The 21,342-nt window shown below is 67.9% G+C and carries 20 protein-coding genes; 14 read left to right on the top strand and 6 right to left on the bottom strand.

The window, feature by feature from the left end; all coding sequences use genetic code 11:
* Positions 1-11 precede the first annotated feature (11 nt).
* The 4 genes from QFZ42_RS23885 to amaB all read right to left on the bottom strand — a co-directional run bounded on the left by QFZ42_RS23885 (position 12) and on the right by amaB (position 5,679).
* Positions 12-1,685 (bottom strand): thiamine pyrophosphate-binding protein, encoded by a 1,674-nt coding sequence (locus tag QFZ42_RS23885; RefSeq protein ID WP_307703348.1) that lies wholly within the window; start codon positions 1,683-1,685, stop codon positions 12-14.
* Positions 1,686-1,839: 154 nt separating this feature from the next.
* Entirely contained in the window at positions 1,840-3,087 is a 1,248-nt protein-coding gene (locus tag QFZ42_RS23890) for a pyridoxal phosphate-dependent aminotransferase (RefSeq protein WP_307703349.1), read from the bottom strand.
* Entirely contained in the window at positions 3,084-3,989 is a 906-nt protein-coding gene (locus QFZ42_RS23895) for an amino acid ABC transporter substrate-binding protein (RefSeq protein WP_307703350.1), read from the bottom strand. The genes QFZ42_RS23890 and QFZ42_RS23895 overlap by 4 nt, the downstream gene beginning before the upstream one ends.
* 148 nt (positions 3,990-4,137) lie before the next feature.
* A complete protein-coding gene (gene amaB / locus QFZ42_RS23900) occupies positions 4,138-5,679 on the bottom strand; it encodes an L-piperidine-6-carboxylate dehydrogenase (RefSeq protein ID WP_307703351.1) in 1,542 nt (513 codons plus the stop codon).
* Positions 5,680-5,918: 239 nt separating this feature from the next.
* Between amaB and QFZ42_RS23905 the strand changes: the two genes are divergently transcribed.
* Positions 5,919-6,419 carry a hypothetical protein gene (locus QFZ42_RS23905; RefSeq protein WP_307703352.1) on the top strand — a complete coding sequence of 167 codons (501 nt, stop codon included), beginning with the start codon at positions 5,919-5,921 and terminating at the stop codon, positions 6,417-6,419.
* A gap of 21 nt (positions 6,420-6,440) precedes the next feature.
* Here the strand turns inward: QFZ42_RS23905 and QFZ42_RS23910 are convergent, their stop codons facing one another.
* Entirely contained in the window at positions 6,441-7,298 is an 858-nt protein-coding gene (locus QFZ42_RS23910) for an IclR family transcriptional regulator (protein WP_307703353.1), read from the bottom strand.
* Between the two features lie 202 nt (positions 7,299-7,500).
* On the opposite strand from QFZ42_RS23910, the gene QFZ42_RS23915 reads away from it, so the two are divergent.
* The 7 genes from QFZ42_RS23915 (at position 7,501) to QFZ42_RS23945 (ending at position 14,259) form a co-directional block, all read left to right on the top strand.
* The gene (locus tag QFZ42_RS23915; protein ID WP_307703354.1) at positions 7,501-8,574 is read left to right on the top strand and encodes an ABC transporter ATP-binding protein; all 1,074 of its coding nucleotides are present in this window, start codon (positions 7,501-7,503) and stop codon (positions 8,572-8,574) included.
* Positions 8,571-9,431, top strand: a complete 861-nt coding sequence (locus QFZ42_RS23920) for an ABC transporter permease (protein WP_307703355.1) — start codon at positions 8,571-8,573, stop codon at positions 9,429-9,431. Before QFZ42_RS23915 ends, QFZ42_RS23920 begins: the two co-directional genes overlap by 4 nt.
* An 87-nt stretch (positions 9,432-9,518) precedes the next feature.
* The gene (locus QFZ42_RS23925) at positions 9,519-10,313 is read left to right on the top strand and encodes an ABC transporter permease (RefSeq protein WP_307703356.1); all 795 of its coding nucleotides are present in this window, start codon (positions 9,519-9,521) and stop codon (positions 10,311-10,313) included.
* Complete coding sequence (locus QFZ42_RS23930; protein ID WP_307703357.1) at positions 10,314-10,622, top strand: (2Fe-2S)-binding protein; 309 nt, start codon at positions 10,314-10,316, stop codon at positions 10,620-10,622. It begins immediately after the preceding gene.
* Positions 10,619-12,031, top strand: coding sequence for an FAD/NAD(P)-dependent oxidoreductase (locus QFZ42_RS23935; protein ID WP_307703358.1), 1,413 nt, complete (start codon positions 10,619-10,621; stop codon positions 12,029-12,031). The genes QFZ42_RS23930 and QFZ42_RS23935 overlap by 4 nt, the downstream gene beginning before the upstream one ends.
* Positions 12,028-13,173 (top strand): NAD(P)/FAD-dependent oxidoreductase, encoded by a 1,146-nt coding sequence (locus QFZ42_RS23940; RefSeq protein WP_307703359.1) that lies wholly within the window; start codon positions 12,028-12,030, stop codon positions 13,171-13,173. Before QFZ42_RS23935 ends, QFZ42_RS23940 begins: the two co-directional genes overlap by 4 nt.
* 12 nt (positions 13,174-13,185) lie before the next feature.
* The gene (locus QFZ42_RS23945; protein ID WP_307703360.1) at positions 13,186-14,259 is read left to right on the top strand and encodes an ABC transporter substrate-binding protein; all 1,074 of its coding nucleotides are present in this window, start codon (positions 13,186-13,188) and stop codon (positions 14,257-14,259) included.
* A gap of 328 nt (positions 14,260-14,587) precedes the next feature.
* Here the strand turns inward: QFZ42_RS23945 and QFZ42_RS23950 are convergent, their stop codons facing one another.
* Positions 14,588-16,222, bottom strand: coding sequence for a GMC family oxidoreductase (locus QFZ42_RS23950; protein WP_307703361.1), 1,635 nt, complete (start codon positions 16,220-16,222; stop codon positions 14,588-14,590).
* A 133-nt stretch (positions 16,223-16,355) separates the two neighbouring features.
* Here QFZ42_RS23950 and QFZ42_RS23955 point away from each other — a divergent pair, with 133 nt between their 5' ends.
* The 6 genes from QFZ42_RS23955 to QFZ42_RS23980 all read left to right on the top strand — a co-directional run bounded on the left by QFZ42_RS23955 (position 16,356) and on the right by QFZ42_RS23980 (position 21,340).
* The gene (locus QFZ42_RS23955; protein WP_307703362.1) at positions 16,356-17,270 is read left to right on the top strand and encodes a LysR family transcriptional regulator; all 915 of its coding nucleotides are present in this window, start codon (positions 16,356-16,358) and stop codon (positions 17,268-17,270) included.
* A gap of 148 nt (positions 17,271-17,418) precedes the next feature.
* Positions 17,419-18,588: an MlaE family ABC transporter permease gene (locus QFZ42_RS23960; protein WP_307703363.1), complete on the top strand. Its 1,170-nt coding sequence runs from the start codon at positions 17,419-17,421 to the stop codon at positions 18,586-18,588.
* A complete protein-coding gene (locus tag QFZ42_RS23965; RefSeq protein ID WP_307703364.1) occupies positions 18,585-19,403 on the top strand; it encodes an ABC transporter ATP-binding protein in 819 nt (272 codons plus the stop codon). The genes QFZ42_RS23960 and QFZ42_RS23965 overlap by 4 nt, the downstream gene beginning before the upstream one ends.
* Before the next feature lie 14 nt (positions 19,404-19,417).
* On the top strand, positions 19,418-20,389 hold the full coding sequence (locus QFZ42_RS23970) for an MlaD family protein (RefSeq protein WP_307703365.1): 972 nt from the start codon (positions 19,418-19,420) through the stop codon (positions 20,387-20,389).
* An 11-nt stretch (positions 20,390-20,400) separates the two neighbouring features.
* Positions 20,401-21,069 carry an ABC-type transport auxiliary lipoprotein family protein gene (locus QFZ42_RS23975; protein ID WP_307703366.1) on the top strand — a complete coding sequence of 223 codons (669 nt, stop codon included), beginning with the start codon at positions 20,401-20,403 and terminating at the stop codon, positions 21,067-21,069.
* Positions 21,070-21,118: 49 nt separating this feature from the next.
* Complete coding sequence (locus QFZ42_RS23980) at positions 21,119-21,340, top strand: hypothetical protein (RefSeq protein ID WP_126747828.1); 222 nt, start codon at positions 21,119-21,121, stop codon at positions 21,338-21,340.
* The last annotated feature ends 2 nt before the right edge of the window (positions 21,341-21,342 follow it).

Here is a 21,342-nt window from a genome sequence, read left to right on the forward strand (position 1 = left end):
ACGCTCACCGGTCAGCCAGCGGCAAGCGCCGCCTTGCGGATCGACTGCAGCGTGCTGCCCGGCGTGATGGCCTCCGGGTCGAGCAGGCAGTGCAGGATCGCGGGCTTGCCGCTCGCGCGGGCGCGGGCCAGCGCGGGGCCGAACTCTTCGGTGCTGACGACGCGCTCGCCGTGGCCGCCGAACACTTCGGCATAGCCGCAGAAGTCGGGGTTCTTCAGCTGCGTGGCGCTCACGCGGCCGGGATAGTGCTTTTCCTGGTGCATGCGGATGGTGCCGTACATGGCGTTGTCGAGCAGCACCACGATGATCGGAAGGCCGTACTGCACGGCAGTGGCGAACTCCTGGCCGTGCATCATGAAGTCGCCATCGCCCGCGAACACGACAACCTCGCGCTCGGGCCACAGCCGCTTGGCACCCACGCCGGCCGGCAGGCCATAGCCCATCGAACCGCTGGTTGGCGCCAGCTGGCTTGCGAACGCGCGGAACGGCCAGAAGCGGTGCACCCAGGTGGCGAAATTGCCCGCGCCGTTGCAGAAGATGGTGTCGGCCGGCAGCACGTCGCGCAGGTGCTGCATCACCTCGCCCATCTGCAGCGGGCCCGGAATGCGGATCGGCGCCGGGTCGCTCCAGCGCAGGAAGTCTTCGCGCGCCGTTTTCGTCTCGGCCGCCCAGGCGGGCGGTGAAGCGGGGCGCAGCGCGGACACGGCTTCGGCGAACGCCTGCGGCGTGGCGTGAATGCCCAGCGCCGGACGATAGAGCTTGCCGAGCTCGTCGGCATCGGCGTGCACATGCACCAGCGCCTGCTTCGGCTGCGGGATGGCCAGCAGTTCGTAGCCTTGCGACGGCACTTCCGAGAGGCGGCCGCCCACCAGCAGCACCAGATCGGCATTGCGGATGCGTTCGAGCATGCGCGGATTCGCGCCCAGGCCCAGGTCGCCCGCGTAGCAGGGATGCTCGGCCGACAACAGCATCTGGCGGCGGAACGAGCAATACACGGGCAGCGAGAACGCCTCGGCAAAACCGGCGAACTGCTGCGCCGCGGCCTCGGACCAGCGGCTGCCGCCCAGGATGACCACGGGCCGCTGTGCCTGCGACAGGCGCTGCTGCAGTTCGGCCAGTTGCATGGCGCCCGGATAGGTTTCGGTCACCGCATACGGCTGCGCATCGGCCACGGCAGCGGCTTCGGTCAGCATGTCTTCGGGCAGCGCGATCACCACCGGACCGGGCCGGCCCGAGGTGGCGACGTGGAAAGCACGAGAGACCAGCTCGGGCACGCGCGCCGGATCGTCGATCTGCACCACCCACTTGGCCATGGTGCCGAAGACCGCGCCGTAGTCGAGCTCCTGGAAGGCCTCGCGGCCGAGGGCCTCGCGCGCGACCTGGCCCACGAAGAGCAGCAGCGGCGTCGAATCCTGGTGCGCGATGTGCACGCCGGCCGCGGCATTGGTGGCGCCCGGTCCGCGCGTGACGAAACAGATGCCCGGCTTGCCCGTGAGCTTGCCCTGCGCCTCGGCCATCATCGTGGCGCCGCCTTCCTGGCGGCACACCGTGACGTCGATCGATGCATCGTGCAGCGCGTCGAGCACCGCCAGAAAGCTTTCGCCGGGCACGCAGAAGAGCTGCTCGACGCCATGGGTGATGAGCTGGTCGACCAGGATCTGGCCGCCGGTGCGGGAAGAAGTCATGTGCACTCCGAAGGATAGGTATTCGTACTGGCTCCTTCCCCCTCCGGGGGAAGGTTGGGATGGGGGCACGGGGCGTTGGATGCGCTCACAGCGATTGCTGCGGCGCCGGCCCCCACCCCTGCCCTCCCCCGGAAGGGGAGGGAGAAATGCGGGGTCATTCGAGAGCTTCGCATGCGGCGGCAATTCGCGCACACGCCTCTTCCAGCTGCGCCACCGACGTCGCATACGAAATGCGGAAATACGGGGCAAGCCCGAACACGCTGCCCGGCACCACGGCCACTTCGTAGTCCTGCAGCAGGTAGCTGCAGAAATCGCTGTCGGTCTGCAGCAGCGTGCCACTGCGCGTGCGCCGTCCGAGCACGCCCGCGCAACTCGCAAACGTATAGAAAGCGCCTTCGGGCACGCGGCAATGCAGGCCCGGTGCGCGGTTCAATGCGGCCACCACGAAATCGCGGCGTGCCTGAAAGTCGCCGCACCGCTCGGCCACGATGTCTTGCGGCCCCGTGAGCGCTTCGATCGCGGCCGCCTGGCTCACCGATGAGGGGCACGAGGTCGATTGGCTCTGCACCACCGCCATCGCCGCGATCAAGGCGCGCGGCCCTGCCCCGTAGCCGACGCGCCAGCCCGTCATCGCATAGGCCTTCGACACGCCGTTGACGGTAAGCGTGCGCTCGCGCAGCCGCGGCTCCACGGCCCCCGGCGTGGCAAATGCCAGGCCGTCGTAAAGGATGTGTTCGTAGATATCGTCGGCCAGCACCCACACTGCGGGATGCCGCAGCAGCACTTCGCACAATGGTGCGAGCTGCGCCGTGCTGTAGGCCGCGCCGCTCGGGTTCGATGGCGAGTTCAGGAACAGCCAGCGCGTGCGCGACGTGATAGCCGCCTCGAGTTGCGCAGCGGCCATCCGGAAACCATTGACCTCGCTGCAGGGCACACTCACCGGCACGCCGCCGCAGATCTGCACGATGTCGGCGTATGAGGTCCAGTAGGGCGCGGGCAGGATCACCTCGTCACCCGGGTTCAGGCTGGCCATCAGCGCATTGAAGATCACCTGCTTGGCGCCCGCGCCCACGCTGATTTCATTCAATGCAAAGTCCAGCCCGTTGTCGCGCCTGAACTTGAGCTGCACCGCGGCCTTCATGGCCGGGCTGCCATCGAGCACGGTGTAGCGCGTGTCGCCGCGCGCCATGGCGCGGGCCGCGGCGGCGAGGATGTGCTCGGGCGTGTCGAAGTCCGGCTCGCCCGCGCCCAGCACGATCACCGGCCGGCCGGCACGCTTGAGCGCGTTGGCATGGTCGGTGATGCGCAGGATTTCCGACACCCCGATGGCGCGCACGCGCTGCGCGGGCACGAACGCGGCCGCCGAAGAAGGCGCGGAATCGAGAAGAACAGCAGCTGTCACTTCGCGTAGGCCTCCAGCGGCTTGTCGTTGGGTTCGGCGATGAGCTGCTTGAGCGCCGCGCTCATCGGCAGGTTCAGGCTGGTGTTCTTCGGCGGAATCGGCGCGACGAACCACCTGGTGTAGATCTTCTCGAGTTCGCCGCTCTTCATGAGCTTGCGCAGCGCATCGTCCACCGCCGTCTTGAACGCCGGATCGTCCTTGCGGAACAGCAGCGCGATCGGCTCGGAACCCAGCGCCTCGCCGACGATGCGGTAGGCCGACGGGTTCTTCGCGTTCGCGATGATGCCCGCGAGCAGGTTGTCGTCGAGCACGAACGCATCGGCGCGGCCCGACTCCATCAGCAGGAAGCTCTCGAGGTGGTCCTTGCCGAGCATCGTGGTGATGGTGGTGTTCTGCGCACGCTCGCGCTTGCGCAGCAGCTGCACGGCGGTGGTGCCGGTGGAGGCCGACACGGTGCGGCCCGCCAGCTGGTCGAGCGAGCCGATGCCCGAATCGACCTTGGTGGCCATCCGCACCTCGCTCACATAGGTGGTGAGCGCGAAGGCCACCTGCTGCTGGCGCGCGGTGTTGTTGGTGGTGGGGCCGCAGCCGATATCGAGCGTGCCGTTCTGCACCAGCGGAATGGTGTTCTGCGCCGTCACCGCCATGTATTCGAGCTTGGCCGACGGTGCGATGTCCTTCAGCACGCGCTCGCAGAGCTCGACGTGGTAGCCCACGTACTTCTCGTTCGCGCCCAGCATGTAGGCCATGGGCGGCGAGGCCTCGCGCACGCCGAGCACGGCCTTGCCGCTCGTCTTGATCTTGTCGAGCGTGCCGCCGGTGGGGGCTTGCTGCGCGGTGGCGCTGCCGAATGCAAGCGCGAGCAGCGCTGCGGTGGCGAGGATCTTCAGTTGCTTTGTCATCTTCTCTGTCTCCTGGTAATTTTTCTTCGAAGGGCGCGGCATGCTTTTTCGTGGGACATCGCGGAACCGGCTTCGCCGGGCCGCAGATGTCGCCTCCGGCAGGGGGTTGGAGAAGCGACACGAAGTGCGCGGAGCCTGGGGGCGAGCCTCAATCCCCGATATCGAACGTGACACCCTGCGCAAGCGGCAGCGCGGTCGAATAGTTGATCGTGTTCGTCGCGCGGCGCATGTACGCCTTCCAGCTGTCGGAGCCGGCTTCGCGCCCGCCGCCGGTTTCTTTCTCGCCACCGAAGGCGCCGCCGATTTCGGCACCGCTCGGCCCGATGTTGACGTTGGCAATGCCGCAGTCGGAACCGGCGCTGGACATGAAGCGCTCGGCCTCGCGCACGTTGAGCGTGAAGATCGACGACGACAGGCCCGCGCCCACCGCGTTGTGCCACTCGATGGCGTCGTCGAGCGAGCTGTAGCGCACCACATAAAGAATGGGTGCGAAGGTTTCGCGCAGCACCGGGCCTGCGTGCGACTTCAGCTCCACGAGTGCGGGGCGCACGTAGTAGGCGTCATTGGTACCGATGCCTTCGACGCGCTGCCCGCCATGCACCGTCGCGCCGATCTCTCGGCTTTCGCTCAATGCCTTCTGCATGCCGTCGAACGCCGCGCGGTCGATCAGCGGCCCGACCAGCGTGCCGGCTTCGCGTGGATCGCCGACCCGCACATTGCCGTACACCTTGGCGAGCTTGGGCACCAGCGCGTCGTACACGCTGTCGTGCACGAACAGGCGGCGCAGCGTGGTGCAGCGCTGGCCGGCCGTGCCCATGGCCGAGAACGCGATGCCGCGCAGCGTGAGGTCCAAGTCGGCCGAGGGCGTGACGATGGCGGCGTTGTTGCCGCCGAGTTCGAGAATCGCGCGGGCAAAGCGTGCGGCCAGCTTCGGCCCCACCTGCCGGCCCATCGCGGTGGAGCCGGTGGCCGAGAGAATCGGCACCCGGTGGTCGTCGACCAGCACCTCGCCGATGTCGCGCTGGCCCAGCAGCAGGCCGAGCAGGCCTTCGGGCGCATCTTCGCCGAAACGCGCGATGGCGCGCTGCGCGATGGCATGCACGGCCAGCGCGGTGAGCGGGGTTTTCTCGGACGGCTTCCACACCACCGAGTCGCCGCACACCAGTGCCAGCGCCGCGTTCCACGACCACACCGCCACCGGAAAGTTGAAGGCCGAGATCACGCCGCACACGCCCAGCGGATGCCAGGTTTCCATCATGCGGTGCTCGGCGCGCTCGGTGGCCAGGGTCAGGCCGTAGAGCTGGCGCGAGAGGCCGACCGCGAAGTCGCAGATGTCGATCATTTCCTGCACTTCGCCCGCGCCTTCGGTCGGAATCTTGCCGGCTTCGAGCGTGACGAGGCGGCCGAGGTCGCTCTTGGCGGCGCGCAGTTCTTCGCCCAGCAAGCGCACGAGTTCGCCGCGGCGCGGCGCGGGCACATTGCGCCAGGCCTTGAAGGCGTCGTGGGCGTGGCCGATGGCCGCGGCCGCCTCTGCCGCGGTGGTCTGCGGCACCTGCGCAATCAGCTCGCCGGTGACCGGCGAGCGCACCGCCAGCTGGCCACCGGTGTAGGCGGCGCGGGACACGCCGAGGCGCTGCAGCAGCTGTTCGACTTCGGCAGGGAGGGAGACAGGGGCTTGAGCTTCGGACATGGGCGCGCTCCGGGAAGGAGGAGGAGAAGAAGAAAGAAGGAAAGGCAGCGGGAAACCCGGTCAATATCTGCGAATCCCGTGCGCTTGCCTAGTGAAAAAACGGAAGGACCTGATGCGTTTGCGGAATGAACTCGGGCCGGGCCTCCTGTGCGACGGGCTGCGCGCCTACGCGCACTCGCTCAGACAGCATCCAAGATGCGTCACCTCCGCACGCCCGCGCTGCACCGCACCGCACGCCCATGAAAGCGATCCGCTATCTCTACGCCGCGATCCATGCACTGATGGCGCTCGCCTTCGCCGCCGCATCGCTCGTCCTGATCGTCATCGCGGCGCGCGCCGGCTGGGGTGCGGTCTTGCAGGGCCTCGATCTTCCGGCGGCCGAGGCGATCATCGAGGCGGTGGGCCTGCTGGCGGCCGCTGTCGTGGCGCTGCAGATCTCGCAGACCGTGCTGGAAGAAGAGGTGATTCGGGACGCGCACATCGGCGCGCCGACTCGGGTGCGCCGGTTTCTCTCACGGTTCATGGTGGTGATCGTGGTCGCCGTCGCGGTGGAAGGGCTGGTCGCGACATTCAAGGCGCGTGAAACGCCCGGGTTGATGCTGCACGCCTCCGCGATGCTCGGCGCCGTCGGACTTCTGATGGCAGGCTGGGGCGTTTTCATCCGGCTCAACCGTTACGCCGAGGAACTGGAGCCCGAGGCGATGGCGGAAGCCAAGCGCGAGGACAGCAAGCTGAAATGAACGGCACCGCCGAAGCCGCCCTTAGACGGGTTCGGGCGCGTCGGGCAGCGGAATCTTCTGCCCCGCCGGCGACCCCGCCAAACTCTGCGCCGGCCGCCTCAGCGTTGCATCGAAGGGATTGATCTTCGGCCCGATGGCCGTGGCTTCGCGCTTGAGCAGCTCGACGACCGTGGGCATGCGGTCGGCGTTGAGCCGGTCGGCAATCGTGCCGACGCTCAGCGCAGCCACGGCACGCCCTTCTCGATCGAGGATCGGCACCGCCACGCCGGCCATGCCTTCGAGCAGGCCGGTGTTGCGCCCCGCATAGCCGGCCTGGCGCACGCGCTCGATCTCGGTGCGCAGATACACCTCGTCGTACACGCCGTACTCGCGCACGCGCGAGAGGTTGAAGCGGATCACTTCCTCGCGCTCCGCTTCTGGCAGAAACGCCAGGATCGCGAGCGCGCCCTGCCCCACGCCCAGCGCAATGCGCCCGCCGATGTCGCCCGTGAACGAGCGGATCGGAAACGGCCCTTCGCTGCGGTCGAGGCAGATCGCGTCGAAGCCGCTGCGTGCCAGCAGGAAGATGCTGTCGCCCAGGCTCGCGCAGAGGCGCAGCAATACGGGCCGGCAAATGGAGCGCAGGTCGCCGGGGTTGCCGGCGCTGGCCGCGAGCGCGAAGAAATCGATGCTCAACCGGTACAGCTTGCTGCGCTCGTCCTGCTCGACCATGCCCTCGGCCATGAGCGATTGCAGCAACCGGTGCGTGGTGGCCTGCGTGAGGCCCACGGACCGTGCGATCTGGGTCACGCGGCCGCCTTCGGCCTGCACCGCGCCGAGTGCGCGGAGCACCGAAAACACACGCGGGATGCCGCCGCTCGCGGCCGTGGGGGTTTCCATGCCTTCTCCTGTGGAATTTCCAACTCAGTTTCCGCCATGATATTCCGTTGAACGGAATAAATCGCGGAAATATTCTGATTAATGGAATACCCGAGGCGAACTGGCGTGATCGTTGCAATAGAGTGAATTGAAAGTTCTCTCTTGTCCATGGCGCGCACCAAGGTGCTGCACGCCATTCACGACCGCGCAGAAAGGCCCTTCCATGTCATTCCTACGGCTCACCGACGTGACCAAGTTCTACGGCGCCACCCGCGCCGTGTCGGCCATGAACCTCACGGTGGAGAAGGGCGAGTTCGTGTCGCTGCTCGGCCCCTCGGGCTGCGGCAAGACCACCACGCTGCAGATGATTGCGGGCTTCGAGGCCGTGTCGAGCGGGCGCATCGAGCTCGCGGGCAAGGACATCACGCATGCAAAGGCCAACACGCGAGGCCTGGGCATCGTGTTCCAGACCTACGCCCTCTTCCCGCACATGACGGTGGCCGACAACGTGAGCTTCGGCCTTGAGATGCGCAAGATGCCGAAAGCCGAACGCGCTGAACGGGTGAAGCAGGCGCTCGCGCTCGTTCATCTCGAAGCGCACGCCGCGCGCTACCCGCGCGAGCTCTCGGGCGGCCAGCGCCAGCGCGTGGCACTGGCCCGCGCGCTCGTGATCGAGCCGCCGGTGCTGCTGCTGGACGAACCGCTCTCCAACCTCGACGCCAAGCTGCGCGAGGAAATGCAGTTCGAGCTGCGCCAGATCCAGCGCAAGGTCGGCACCACCACGGTGATGGTCACGCACGACCAGAGCGAAGCCATGTCCATCAGCGACCGCGTGGTGGTGATGGAAGGCGGCTGCGCCACGCAGATCGACCACCCGCACCGCGTGTACGAGCACCCGAGCACGCGCTTCATTTCGACTTTCGTGGGCAAGGCCAACCTGCTGAACGCACGCGTCACGGCCTGTGGCGCGCGCAGCTGCCATGTCGAGGTCGCTTCGCTCACGGTCGAGGTGGACGACACCGGCTACAAGCCGGGCGACCGGGTGCTGATGAGCGTTCGCCCCGAAAAACTGCAGCTGGTGGAGGCCGGCCGCGGCCGCCTCGACGGCCAGGTACGGGAGCGCTTCTTCCTTGGCAGCCAATGGCTCTACCGCCTGGGCACGCCCGCCGGCGACCTGATGGTGCTGAGCCCCAACGACGGCCGCGAAGCACTCGACGAAGGCAACGCGACCGGCATCGACTGGCCCGCGCATTGCACGCGCCTGTTGCCGGCCGAAGAGGTGGCGGTGGCCGCATGAGCGGAATGAAGAACAAGGCCACGCCATGGTGGCTGTCGGGCCCGGCGCTGCTGCTGTTCGCGGCCCTGCTGATGGTGCCGCTCGCGCTCACCGCCGTGCTCTCGTTCAATGTCTACGACCCGGCCACCGGACCGAAGGCCGGCGAGTTCACGCTGGAGCACTACGCGCACGTGTTCACCGACTCGTACTACCACGGCATCTTCTGGCGCACCTTCTGGATCTCGGGCCTCGTCACGCTGATCTGCGTAGTGGTCGGCGCGCCCGAGGCCTACGTGCTGAGCCGCATGCGCAACCCGTGGCGTTCGGTGCTGCTGCTGGTGGTGCTGGCGCCGCTGCTGGTTTCGGTGGTGGTGCGCGCCTTCGGCTGGAGCATGCTGCTCGGCCCCGAAGGTGCGGTGAACGGCCTGTTGCGGCTGGTCGGTATCGGGCCGGTGAAGATGCTCTACACCGAGACCGCGGTGATCGTCGCGCTGGTCCACGTGATGCTGCCCTTCATGGTGATTCCGGTGTGGACCTCGTTGCAGAAGCTCGATGCGGGCGTGGAGAACGCCGCACTGTCGCTCAAGGCGTCGCACTTCACCGCGCTCAGGCGCATCGTGCTGCCGCAGGTGATGCCGGGCATTCTCTCGGGCAGCCTGATCGTGTTCGGCCTGGCCGCAAGCTCGTTTGCGATTCCGGGGCTTTTGGGCGGGCGCCGGTTGAAGATGGTCGCGACGGTCGTTTACGACGAGTACCTCAGCGAATTGAACTGGCCCTTGGGCGCCGCCGTTGCACTCACGTTGCTTGTCGCGAATCTCATCGTGATGCTGAGCTACAACCGCCTCGTCGAAGGCCGCTACAAGAAAGCGCTCGGGTGATATGACCCCCACGCTCCATCACTTCGTGTATTCGCTGCCCCCCGTGGGGGCGCAGGCCCCCCTTGGGGCGGCCCGGCGGGAGACCTCATGACCAAGAACGGCCCTCTCGCCCTCGCGTTCAACGCGCTCGTCATCACCTTCATGCTGGCGCCGCTCCTGGTGGTGTGCATCGTCGCGTTCACGCCCGAGAACACGTTGACGATTCCGACCACGCATTTCTCACTACGCTGGTTCGAGGCCGTGTTCGCGCACCCCGACTTCATGCAATCGTTCTGGAACAGCCTGTGGCTTGCGCTGGCTTCGGCCACCATCGCCACGCTGCTCGCGGTACCGGCCGGCATGGCGATCACACGTTATGCGTTCCCCGGACGCGACTTCCTGAACGGCCTGTTCCTCTCGCCACTGATCATTCCGCACCTGGTGCTGGGCGTCGCCTTGCTGCGCCTGTTCGCGCTGGTGGGCGGCACGGGCAGCTTCGGCTGGCTGGTGATGGCGCATGCGCTGATCGTCACGCCCTACACGCTGCGGCTCGTGGTGGCCGCGCTCGTGGGTTTCGACCGCAGCGCCGAGCAGGCTGCGCTCTCGCTGGGCGCGAGCCAGGCCACGATGTTCCGGCGCATCACGCTGCCGATGATCCTGCCGGGCGTCACGGGCGGCTGGCTGCTGGCCTTCATCAACAGCTTCGACGAAGTGACGATGTCGATCTTCGTCACCTCCCCGAGCACGGTGACGCTGCCGGTGCGCATGTACATGTATGCGACCGAGTCGATCGATCCGCTGATGGCGGCGGTGTCGGCCCTGATGGTGGCGGTGACGGCCATCGCCATGGTGGTGCTCGACCGCGTCTATGGGCTGGACCGCGTGCTGGTGGGGCGCCGATAGATGAGTCTGCCAACGCTTCTTCAACCGCTGCTGCATCGCGTGGCCGAGACCGGCCGCGCCGCGGTGCCCTTCACGCTCGACGGCCGGCCCGCTTCCGCGCTCGCGGGCGACACCGTGCTGACCGCGGTACTCACGCAAGCCACCCGGTTGCGGCGCAACGAGTTCAGCGGCGAACCGCGCGCGGGCTTCTGCATGATGGGCGCCTGCCAGGATTGCTGGATCGCCACCGAGCAAGGCGAGCGGCTGCGCGCCTGTTCGACCTTCATTGCGCCGGGCATGGCGCTGGTCACCGAGCGAGGCGGCGCATGACGACGACGGCCGCGCTTCAACCCGTGATCGTCGGCGCCGGCCCGGCCGGCGTGCGCGCTGCGCAGGCACTGGTGGTGCAGGGCTTGCGCCCCGTCGTCATCGACGAGGCGTCGCGCGCCGGAGGGCAGATCTACCGCCGTCCACCCGCCAGCTTGAGCCAGCGCACGGCGGCCATGCTCTACGGTTTCGAGGCTTCGCGCGCGAACGCCGTGCACCAGGCCTTCGACGCGATGCGTGATCGCATCGATTACCAGCCCGACAGCCTCGTGTGGAACGCACAAGGCGGCGTGCTCGACGTGCTGCACAACCCGACGCGCACCACCGCGCGCGTGCCCTATGGCCAATTGATCGTCGCCACCGGTGCCACCGACCGCGTGCTGCCGGTGCCGGGCTGGACACTGCCCGGCGTGTACACGCTGGGCGGCGCGCAAGTCGCGCTCAAGTTCCAGGGCTGCGCCATTGGGCAGCGGGTGGTGTTCATGGGCACCGGCCCGCTGCTCTACCTCGTGGCCTATCAATACGCAAAGGCTGGCGCGAAAGTCGCTGCGGTTCTGGACACGTCGCGGCTCGCGGACCAGCTTGCCGCCACGCCCGCGATGCTGCGGCAACCCGCGGTATTCGCCAAGGGCGTGTACTACGTGGCCTGGCTTCGCGCGCACGGCGTGGCGCTGCACAGCGGCGTGCGACCATTGCGCGTGCTCGGCGATGCGCAAGACAGCCGCGTGGCCGGCGTCGCGTGGCATGACGGGAGCGAAGAACGCACGCTGGCCTGCGACGCCGTCGGCTTCGGCTACGCGCTGCGCTCCGAAACCCAATTGGCCGACCTGCTGGGCTGCCGATTCGAATTCGCGCCGCTGCACCGCGCCCATCTGCCGGTGCGCGATGCGGCGGGCCGCTCCAGCGTGCGCGGCGTGTACCTCGCCGGCGACGGCGCCGGCATCATGGGTGCCGATGCGGCCGAATGGGCTGGCGAGCGCGCCGCGCTCGCGCTGCTGGCCGACCGGGGCGTGGCGGTCGACACCGCGCGCGCCGCGGCGCTCGAGCGCAAGCGCCACAAGCTCGGCGGATTCCGGGAAGGGCTGGAACGCGCCTTCCCGCTGCCGCACGACTGGGCCGCGCATGCACCCGACGAGCTGGTGGTCTGCCGCTGCGAGAACATCACCGCGGGCACGCTGCGCCAGACGGTCGCCGAGAACGGTGCCGACGAAATGAACCGCCTGAAAGCGCTCTCGCGCGTGGGCATGGGCCGCTGCCAAGGCCGCATGTGCGGCGTGGCCGCGGCCGAGATCCTCGCGCATGCCACCGGGCTGCCGCTGCAGCAGGTGGGCCGGCTGCGCGGGCAGGCGCCGATCAAGCCGATTCCGATTCATCTGGCCGCTGCGCCTTCGACCGAAGGAGCCGGCGAATGACGGGGCGCAAGACAGTGCACACCGACGTCGCCATCGTCGGAGGCGGCATCGTCGGCGCCTCCGCCGCGCTCGCCTTGCGGCAGATGGGCATCGGCGTCGTGCTGCTGGAGCGCGACCTCTGCGGCTCGCGCTCGAGCGGCGTGAACTACGGCGGCGTACGGCGCCAGGGCCGCCCGATCAACCAATTGCCGCTCGCGCAGCGCGCGCACCGCATCTGGGGCCGCCTGCGCGAAACGATCGGCACCGACGGCGAATACCTGCGCTCGGGCCATTTCAAGATCGCGCGCAGCGAAGCCGACATGGCGTCGCTGGAGCGCTACCGCGCGCAGAGCCGCGACTTCGACCTCGGATTGGAACTGGTCTCCGATGCCCGCCTGCGCGAGCGCTGTCCCTGGCTCGGCGCGCGCGCCGTGGGTGGCTCGCTGTGCGCGGAAGACGGGCAGGCCAATCCGCGGCTGGTGTCGCCGGCCTTCGCGCTCGCGGCGCAGCGCGCGGGCGCGCAGATCTTCGAACGCCACAAGGTCGACGAGGTGGCGCACGACGGCGCGAAATTCGTACTGCGCTCGGGCAACACGCTCGAAGTGCATGCACCGGCGCTGCTCAACTGCGCGGGCGCATGGGCCGGCCCGATCACCACGGAGTTCGGCGAAGCCGTGCCGCTGCAATCGGGCCATCCCGCGATGGCTGTGACCGAACCGCTGCCCTTCTTCATGAACTGGAGCCTCGGCGTGGAAGGCGGCGGCATCTACTGCCGCCAGGTGACACGCGGCAACCTCGTGCTGGGCGGCGGGGGCGCGGGCGTGGCGCTCGATGCCGACCGCGCGCGCTCCGACCGCGACGCGATCGCCTCGCTCTCCGCGCAGGCCATCGAGCTGCTGCCCGCGCTGCGCCATGCCCACTTCATTCGCACCTGGAGCGGCACCGAGGGTTACCTGCCCGACCGCCAGCCGGTGCTTGGGCCCAGCCGCACCACTCCCGGCCTGTTCCATGGCTTCGGCTTTGCGGGCGCGGGCTTCCAGATCGGCCCCGCCGCCGGCGAAGTACTCGCCGAACTCGTGCGAGACGGCCGCAGCAGCACGCCGATCGAGGCCTTCTCGATCGAACGCTTCTTTCCTGAAGAAACCACCACCAGCCCACCCTGAAAGGAAAACCCCATGTCCCGTTTTCAGAAGACCTTTTTCTTCTCCCTTCGCCGGACCGTGCTCGGTACGGTGGCGGTGGCCGCGCTAGCGGCCGGCGGTGCCGCCAGCGCACAGACCAAGACGCTCTACATCGGCATGAACGGCGGCACCATGGAGAAGGCGTACACGCAGTACGTGTTCCCCGCCTTCGAGAAGCTCTACGGCGCCAAGGTGGTGGTGGTGCCCGGCACCTCATCGGACATCCTCGCGAAGGCCCAGGCCAACAAGGACCGGCCGCAGATGCACGTGATGTTCCTGGACGACGGCATCATGGTGCGCGCCATCGGCATGGGCCTGTGCCAGAAGCAGCGACCCAACCCGTCGCTGGCCGAGATCTACCCCGCCGCGCGATTCAAGGACGACATGGCCAGCGGCGTGAGCCTTGGCATGACGGGCCTGGCCTACAACGCGAAGATGTTCAAGGAAAAGGGCTGGGCGCCGCCCACCTCGTGGATGGACCTGGCCGACCCCAAGTACAAGGGCAAGGTGGTGTTCCAGTCGATGTCGTCATCGTCCTTCGGGCTGCACGGCTTCCTGATGTTCAACCGCATCCAGGGCGGCAACGACAAGAATGTGGAGCCCGGCTTCAAGGCCTGGCCCACCACAGTCGGTCCCAACGTGCTCGAGTACATCCCGAGTTCGGCCAAGCTGTCGGAGATGGTGCAGACCGGCGAGGCCGCAATCTTCCCGCTCACGCCCACGGCCGTGGCCGCGCTCAAGACCAAGGGCATTCCGGTCGAATACGCGCCGCCGAAGGAAGGCGCCGTGGTGCTGATGGTGGGCCAGTGCGTGATTGCGAACAACAGCGAACCCGAACTGTCGCAAAAGCTCGCCGAGTTCCTGCTGAGCCCGCTGGCCCAGGCCAACGTGCTGCAGTACGGCGCGCAGATCCCCACCAACCCCAAGGCTCCGGCCGTGGGTGATGGCGTGCAGCAGGTGGCCGACATCAACAAGTGGATGAAGACGGCGGTCACCATCGATTGGGACAGCATCAACGCGAACCGGCCTGCGTGGAATGCGCGTTGGAACAAGACGATTGAAAAGTGATTGGCGCGCGCGAGCGTTTGGCCCGGAGGTTCCAGGGCGGCGCACCCGCCGACGGGGTACCTTGCTCCGCGAATGCCCCCCGCCCTTCGGGCTCCTCCTTGATTTCGCTGCGCAAGGCACCCCATCGCCGTGACCGTTGTACAGAACGATCGTTGATCGAACGGAACAAGCGCAGCGCCCGGTGTGCACAGGGCATCGGGTGCTCCCCGCAGCGAAATCAAGGAGGAGGCGAAGCCGGGGGACATTCGCGGAGGGGAGTACCCGGTGGCCTGTGCACGCGCCCTGAACATTGACGCCCCTGAACAAACACGCCCCGAACAAAACACCTTCAGCGGTTAGCTTCGAGAATCCACCCCACAGCCTTCTCGGCCATCATCAACGTCGGACTGTTCGTGTTGCCGCTCGTGATGGTGGGCATGGCACCCGCGTCGACCACGCGCAGCCCCTGCACACCGCGCACGCGCAGCTTCGAGTCGAGCACGGCCATGGGGTCGCCGTCCGCGCCCATCTTGGTGGTGCCGACGGGATGGAAGATGGTGGTCGCGATGTCGCCGGCGAGGCGCGCCAGGTCTTCGTCGCTCTGGTATTGAACGCCGGGCTTCCATTCCTCTGGCTTGTACTTGGCGAGTGCGGGCTGCGACGCGATGCGGCGCGTCACACGCAGCGAATCGGCCGCGACCTTGCGGTCTTCATCGGTGCTCAGGTAGTTGGGCGCAATGGCGGGCGCATCCTGGAAGCGGGGCGTCTTGATGCGCACCGTGCCTCGGCTCGTGGGGTTGAGGTTGCACACACTCGCGGTAAACGCCGGAAAGCTGTGCAGCGGCTCGCCGAAGGCGTCGAGCGACAGCGGCTGCACGTGGTACTCGAGATTGGGCCACTCGTGCTCGGGTGAACTGCGCGTGAAGGCGCCGAGCTGCGAAGGCGCCATGCTCATCGGGCCGCTGCGCTTCATCAGGTACTCGAGACCGATCTTCGCCTTGCCGTACATGGACGAGGCCAGCACGTTCAGCGTGGGCGCGCCGTTGATCTTGTAGACCGCGCGGATCTGCAGATGGTCTTGCAGGTTGGCGCCGACGCCCGGCGCATCGACCACGACCTCGATGCCGTGCTGACGCAGCAGCTCGGCCGGGCCGATGCCCGAGAGCTGGAGGATCTGCGGCGAGCCGATGCTGCCGGCGCACAGGATCACTTCGCGCGTGGCATGCGCGGTGACCATCTCGTGGCCGTCCCACACCTGCACGCCGGTGCAGCGCTGGCTGCCGTCGGGCTGGCTCTCGACGATCAGCTTGGTGACGTGCGCGTTGACCCACATCTCGAAATTCGGCCGGCCGTAGCAGACCGGCCGCAAGAAGGCCTTGGCGGTGTTCCAGCGCCAGCCGTTCTTCTGGTTGACCTGGAAGTAGCCGACGCCTTCGTTGCTGCCGCGATTGAAGTCGGTGCTGTGCGGCACGCCGGCTTGTACGGCGGCTTCGGCAAACGCGTCGAGGATGTCCCACCTGAGCCGCTGCTTTTCCACGCGCCATTCGCCGCCGGCGCCGTGCAGCTCGTCCGCGCCGAGGTAGTAGTCCTCGTGCTTCTTGAAATCGGGCAGCACGTTCTGCCAGCGCCAGGCATCGTCGCCGGTGAGCTGCGCCCACTGGTCGTAGTCGCGCGACTGGCCGCGCATGTAGATCATGCCGTTGATGCTGGAGCAGCCGCCCAGCGTCTTGCCGCGCGGGTAGCGCAGCGTGCGCCCATTGAGGCCCGCGTCGGGCTCGGTGCTGTAGAGCCAGTCGGTGCGCGGATTGCCGATGCAATAGAGATACCCCACCGGAATGTGGATCCAGTGGTAGTCGTCCTTGCGGCCGGCCTCGATCAGCAGCGTGCGCTGTTGCGATTTGCGGGTCAGCCGGTTGCACATCAGGGCGCCGGCCGTGCCGCCGCCGATGACGATGTAGTCGAATGTGTTGTCGTTGTCGCTCATGGCGCCTGCTTGTCTCCGGGAACGATATTTTTGATGCTCATGGGCCTTGCACCGGCCTTGGCGGGCAGTTTCGCCCATGCCGCCGACAAAAAGCCAATGATTTCGGCGCCATTGGCTTATAAATCTTTCTTATATGACTGCCGCCGGCTTGGACCTTCAGATTCTGCGTGCCTTCGTGCTGGCGGCACGCGAGGGCAGCGTGTCGCGCGCGGCCGAGCGGCTGCACCTCACGCAGCCCGCAGTGAGCTTGCAGCTCAAGCGTCTGGCGGAGGAAACCGGGCTCCAGCTCTTCACGCGCACGCCGCACGGGCTGGCGCTCACGGCCGACGGCGCTGCGTTGCTGCCGCAGGCCGAGCGCGTGCTCTCGGCCGTGGGCGACCTGCAGCAGGCCGCGCGCAATCTGCAGGGCACGGTGCGCGGGGCGCTGCGCATCGGCACCATCCTCGACCCGGAGTTCACCCGGCTGGGCGTGTTCCTGCGCGAACTGGTGGAGTCGGCGCCGCAGATCGAAACCGAGTTGCGTCACGGCATGAGCGGCACGGTGCTGGCCCAGGTGCTGCGCGGCGAACTGGATGTGGGCTTTCACCTCGACACGGATGGCGAGGGCGACAGCAATGCCACCGCACCGGCGCTGCTGGCGGCGCGCACGCTCACGCGCTTCACCTACCGCGTGGTCGCGCCCGCAGGCTGGGGACCGCAAGTGCTGGGCCGCGACTGGAAGGCGCTGGCGGCACTGCCGTGGCTGGCCACGCCACCGGAGTCGGCACACCACCGGCTGCTCGAAAAAGTGTTCGGTCCGCTCGGACTCTCACCGCGCCGCGCGGCGCTGGTGGACCAAGAGGCTTCGATGCTCGACCTGCTGAAATCGGGCGTGGGACTGAGCTTGCTGCGCGACTCCATCGCCATTCGCGAGAGCCAGTCGCACGGCCTCGTGATGGCCGACCGCGTGCAGCTTGACTGCGCGCTGCGTTTCGTCTCCCTGGCGGCGCGGCGCAACGAGCCCGTCATCGCGAGCGCATGGAACGCGCTCGCACGGGCCTGGAACTGACCGGGAAAGGGCCGCAAATGGTCGTTCGAACGGCGTTCCGCCCTACGCAAAGCACAGGCGCGGCGTACGGGAAAAACCGATTCATCCGGTTACGATGCGCCGTCCGAGACCGCTTCTTTTTTCTTACTTCGCCCTCACCCGCCGCACCATGCCCATAGCAACTTCGCCTGCCGACGACGCATCCGCCGCCGACAGCGCGTTGCCGCGCATCGGACAGCGCGAGCAGGACGGCCGCAGCTGGACCGTGGCCAGCGGTCGCTGGACCACGCTGGCCATGTCGTCGCGAACCGCGTGGCAGGCGCTCGAAAAAGACCTGGCCGGCGCCCCGCCCGCGGACGATCGCGCCTGGGACCTGCGCCCGATCGAGCAGCTCGACCACATCGGCGCGCAGCTGCTGTGGGACCACTGGCTCCACGACTGGCCGGCCACGCTCGAGATGTCGCCGCAGCACAAGGCGGTGCTCGACCAGGTGGCCCAGTTCACGGTCGGAACGCCCGAAGAGCCGCCGCCCACGTTGGCCGAACGGCTGCGGCATTTCTCGCACACCGGCCCGCGCGCGCTGGAGGTCATGCGCGACTTCGTAGGGCTGATCGGCCAGCTCGCGCTCGACCTGTGCACGCTCGCTCGCGCGCCGCACCGTGCGCCTTGGCGCGATTTTTCGGGGCACCTGTACCAGTTCGGCGCCACGGCGCTGCACATCACGGCGCTGGTGGGCCTGTTGATCGGCGTGGTGCTGGCCTACCTGATTTCGCAGCAGCTGCGCCAGTACGGCGCCGAGGCTTTCGTGGTCAACATCCTCGGGCTCTCGCTGATCCGCGAGCTCGGGCCGGTGCTTGCCGCGGTGCTGATCGCGGGGCGCTCGGGCTCGGCCATCACGGCGCAGATCGGCGTGATGCGCGTGACCGAAGAACTGGACGCCATGCGCGTGATGGGCATTCCGCACGGCTTCAGGCTGGTGATGCCGCGGGTGCTGGCGCTCGCCATCGCGATGCCGCTGATCAGCCTCTGGACGTCGATGGCGGCGCTCGCGGGCGGCATGCTCGCAGCCGACGCCGCGCTCAACATTTCGCCGGCCTACTTTCTTTCGGCGCTGCCGCGCGCGGTGCCGATGGTGAATCTCTGGCTCGCCCTCGCGAAGTCGGCGGTGTTCGGCATCCTGATTGCGCTGATCGGCTGCTACTTCGGCATGAAGGTCAAGCCCAACACCGAGAGCCTCGGCCGCGGCACGACCTCGTCGGTGGTGACGTCGATCACCGCGGTGATCCTGGTCGACGCGCTGTTCGCGGTGCTGTTCAAGGGCGTGGGGTTTCGCGCATGAACGAATCAACGAGCGTCGTCGAGATCCGCAAGCTCTGGACGGTATTCAAGAATGCCGAGGGCGAGCAGGTGGTGCACCGCGACCTCGACCTGCACATCGGGCGCGGCGAAGTGCTCTCGCTGGTGGGCGGATCGGGCACCGGCAAGACGGTGCTGCTGCGGCAGATTCTCGGCCTCGAAAAACCCTCGAAGGGCACGGTCGAGGTGCTGGGCCAGGCGCCCGGCAAGCTCAGCGCCAAGGGCGCGGCGAACGTGGGCATGCTGTTCCAGCACGGCGCGCTGTTCTCCGCCTTCAGCGTGCTCGAGAACATTGCCTTTCCGCTGCGCGAACTCAAGCTGCTGCCCGACGAGTTGATCCGCAACGCGGCGCTCGTCAAGCTGCAGATGGTGGGCCTGCAGCCGCGGCACGCCAACATGAGCCCGGCCGATTTGTCCGGCGGCATGATCAAGCGCGTGGCGCTGGCGCGCGCGCTCATCATGGACCCGCCGCTGCTGCTGCTCGACGAGCCCACCGCCGGGCTCGACCCCGAAGCTTCCGACAGTTTTTGCGACCTGCTGCGCGGCCTGCACCGCGAACTGGGCCTCACGGTGGTGATGGTCACGCACGACCTCGACACGCTGTTCGACCTGAGCACCCGCATCGCGGTGCTGGCCGACCACAAGGTCATCGTCAGCGGCTCCGCGCGCGAAGTCATCGCGTATCCGCATCCGTTCATCCACGAATATTTTCTGGGAGGGCGCGGCCAACGCGCCTTGGAGGCCCTGCATGACAAACCCTCCAACGCCGCGCCGCCATCCGCCGGCGCGGCCCACTGAAAGGTAGCCACACCATGGAAAACAAAGCCCATGCCCTCGCCGCCGGCGCCTTCGTGCTCGGCCTCATCGCCGTGCTCGTGGGGCTGGTGGTCTGGTTCACGCGCGACAACACCGTGCGCAACCTCTACGAGCTCTCCACGCGCGACCCGGTCAGCGGCCTGCAGCCGCAGGCCATGGTGCGCTACCGCGGCATCGCGGTCGGCAAGGTGGCGTCGATCGACTTCGACCCCAAGACCAAGGGCAACGTGCGCGTGCGCATCACAGTCGACCAGCGCGTGCCGCTCACCACCTCAAGCTTTGCCACCCTGAGCTACCAGGGTGTGACCGGCCTGGCCTTCATCGCGCTGGACGACAAGGGCGAATCGAACGTCGTGCTCACGCCGAACAACGACGATCCGCCGCGCATTCCCCTCAAGCCCTCGATGCTCGCGCAGCTGCAGGACCGCGGCGAAGCCATCATCAACCAGGTCGACGAGGCCACGAAACGCGCCAACCAGCTGCTGGGCGACGGCAACCAGCAGCGGGTGGCCGATGCGCTGGAGAACATCGCGGCGGCCTCGGCCAGCGCCAACACGCTGCTGAAACAGCTCGACAACACGGTGAAGACCGGCCTGAACCCGACGCTCGCCGCGCTTCCGGGCACGCTGTCCTCGGTGAAGACGGCAGCCGGCGACGTCTCGCGCGTGGCCAACAACTTCAACACCACGGTGAGCCGCCTGAATGCGCCGGAAGGCCCGATCGAGCGCCTGGGCGATGGCACCAAGGCGCTCGCGCAAGCGGTCGATTCGTTCAACTCGGCCACGCTGCCGCGCGTGAACCGGGTGGCCGACGACACCTCCCGCGCGGTGCGCCGGCTCGGCCGCGCGGCCGACGGCATCAACGACAACCCGCAATCGCTGCTGTTCGGCAACGGCGGCACCGCCGCGGGACCCGGGGAGCCGGGCTTCTCCGCGCCGCCCGCCACCAACTCGCTGGGACGCCCCTGAAGGTGATGACCATGAACAACGCCATTCACCCCCGCTTCTCCTTCGGCCTTGGCTGGAGTGTCGGCCTTGCGCTGCTGCTCGCCGGCTGTGGCGCATTGCCCGACAAGCCCGCGCGCTCGACGCTGTACGACTTCGGACCCGGCCTTGCGGCCACGGCCACCGCCGCCAATCCGCCCGCAGCCGCATTGCCCACGCTCGCGCTGGCAGAGATCGAAAGCAATGCGCGGCTCGACGGCACGCAGATTCTCTACCGGCTCGCCTATGCGGATGCCAACGAACTGCGCCCCTACGGCCAGTCGCGCTGGAGCCTGCCGCCGGCACAGCTGCTGCGCCAGCGGCTGCGCGATGCGCTCACCGAACGGCGCACCGTGCTCGGCCCGGAAGAAAGCGCGACCATCGCGCGCACCGAGGGCCGCGTGCCCGACACGCTGCGCATTTCGCTCGACGAGTTCAGCCACTACTTCGAATCGGCCGGCAGCAGCGTCGGCCTGGTCCGCCTGCGCGCCACGCTGATACGCGGCACCACCGGCGGCGACCGTGTGCTGGGGCAGCGCACCTTCACCGTGAGGCGCCCGGCACCGAGCGCCGATGCGCCCGGCGGTGTGAAGGCGCTGGCCGCGGCCACCGACGCCGCCGTGGCCGAGGTCGTGCAATGGGTCGACCAGCTGCCGCGGCAGTAAGCTCTGCTTCGACTCGACGCCATACCAATAACCCCGAGGAGACCTCACCATGAACGCAACACGCATCGCCGGCATCCTGCTCATCGTCGCCGGCATCGCAGGCCTCGGGCTCGGCGGCTTCAGCTTCACGAAGGAAACGCACCAAGCCAAGTTGGGCCCGCTGGAGTTCTCGGTGAAGGAGAAGCAGCAGGTCAACTTCCCCGCCTGGGCGAGCGTGGCCGCCATCGTGGTGGGCGGCGCGCTGGTGCTGTTGGGCGGGAAGAAGAGCTGATC

The sequence above is a fragment of the Variovorax paradoxus genome (assembly GCF_030815855.1).
In the GTDB taxonomy this organism is placed as follows: Bacteria; Pseudomonadota; Gammaproteobacteria; order Burkholderiales; family Burkholderiaceae_C; genus Variovorax; species Variovorax paradoxus_M.